This window comes from Massilia sp. CFBP 13721, from assembly GCF_014842025.1.
Lineage (GTDB): Bacteria > Pseudomonadota > Gammaproteobacteria > Burkholderiales > Burkholderiaceae_D > Telluria.
In genome coordinates this window covers 1-437 of record NZ_JACYUY010000073.1, presented here as the reverse complement: position 1 = coordinate 437, position 437 = coordinate 1, and the positions used below count along the sequence as shown (strand labels likewise).

The following is a 437-nucleotide window of genomic DNA, read 5'->3' as shown; positions in this document are numbered from 1 at the left end:
CGACGTCAGCGGCGTGGCCGACCTGAGCGTGACCGGCACCACCACCATCGGCGGTGACGTGACCACCAGCGGCGACCAGACCTACACCGGCGCGGCCACCCTGGCGGCGGATGCAACGCTGTCCAGCACCGGCGGCGGCGACATCGGCTTCGGCGGCACGCTAGACGGCGCACATGCGCTGACGGTCGCTACCGACGGCACCACCACCTTCGGCGGCGCCGTGGGCGGCACCACTGCCCTGGCCAGCGTCACCACCAGCGGCAACGGCACCACCGCAATCGACGGCGGCGGCGTCACCACCAGCGGCACCCAGACCTACGGCAACGACGTGGCGTTGGGCGCGCACACCACGCTCACCGGTTCGACCGTCACCCTGGGTGGCGACGTCGACGGCGATGGCCATGACCTGGCCATCGTCGGCAATGCCGTCACCGGCG

The 437-nt window shown here is 72.3% G+C and carries 1 protein-coding gene; it reads left to right on the top strand.

Annotated features, from left to right (window positions below):
- Nucleotides 1-437 (top strand): hypothetical protein (locus IFT60_RS26215; RefSeq protein WP_192057029.1); only part of this gene is annotated, 437 nt, incomplete at both ends.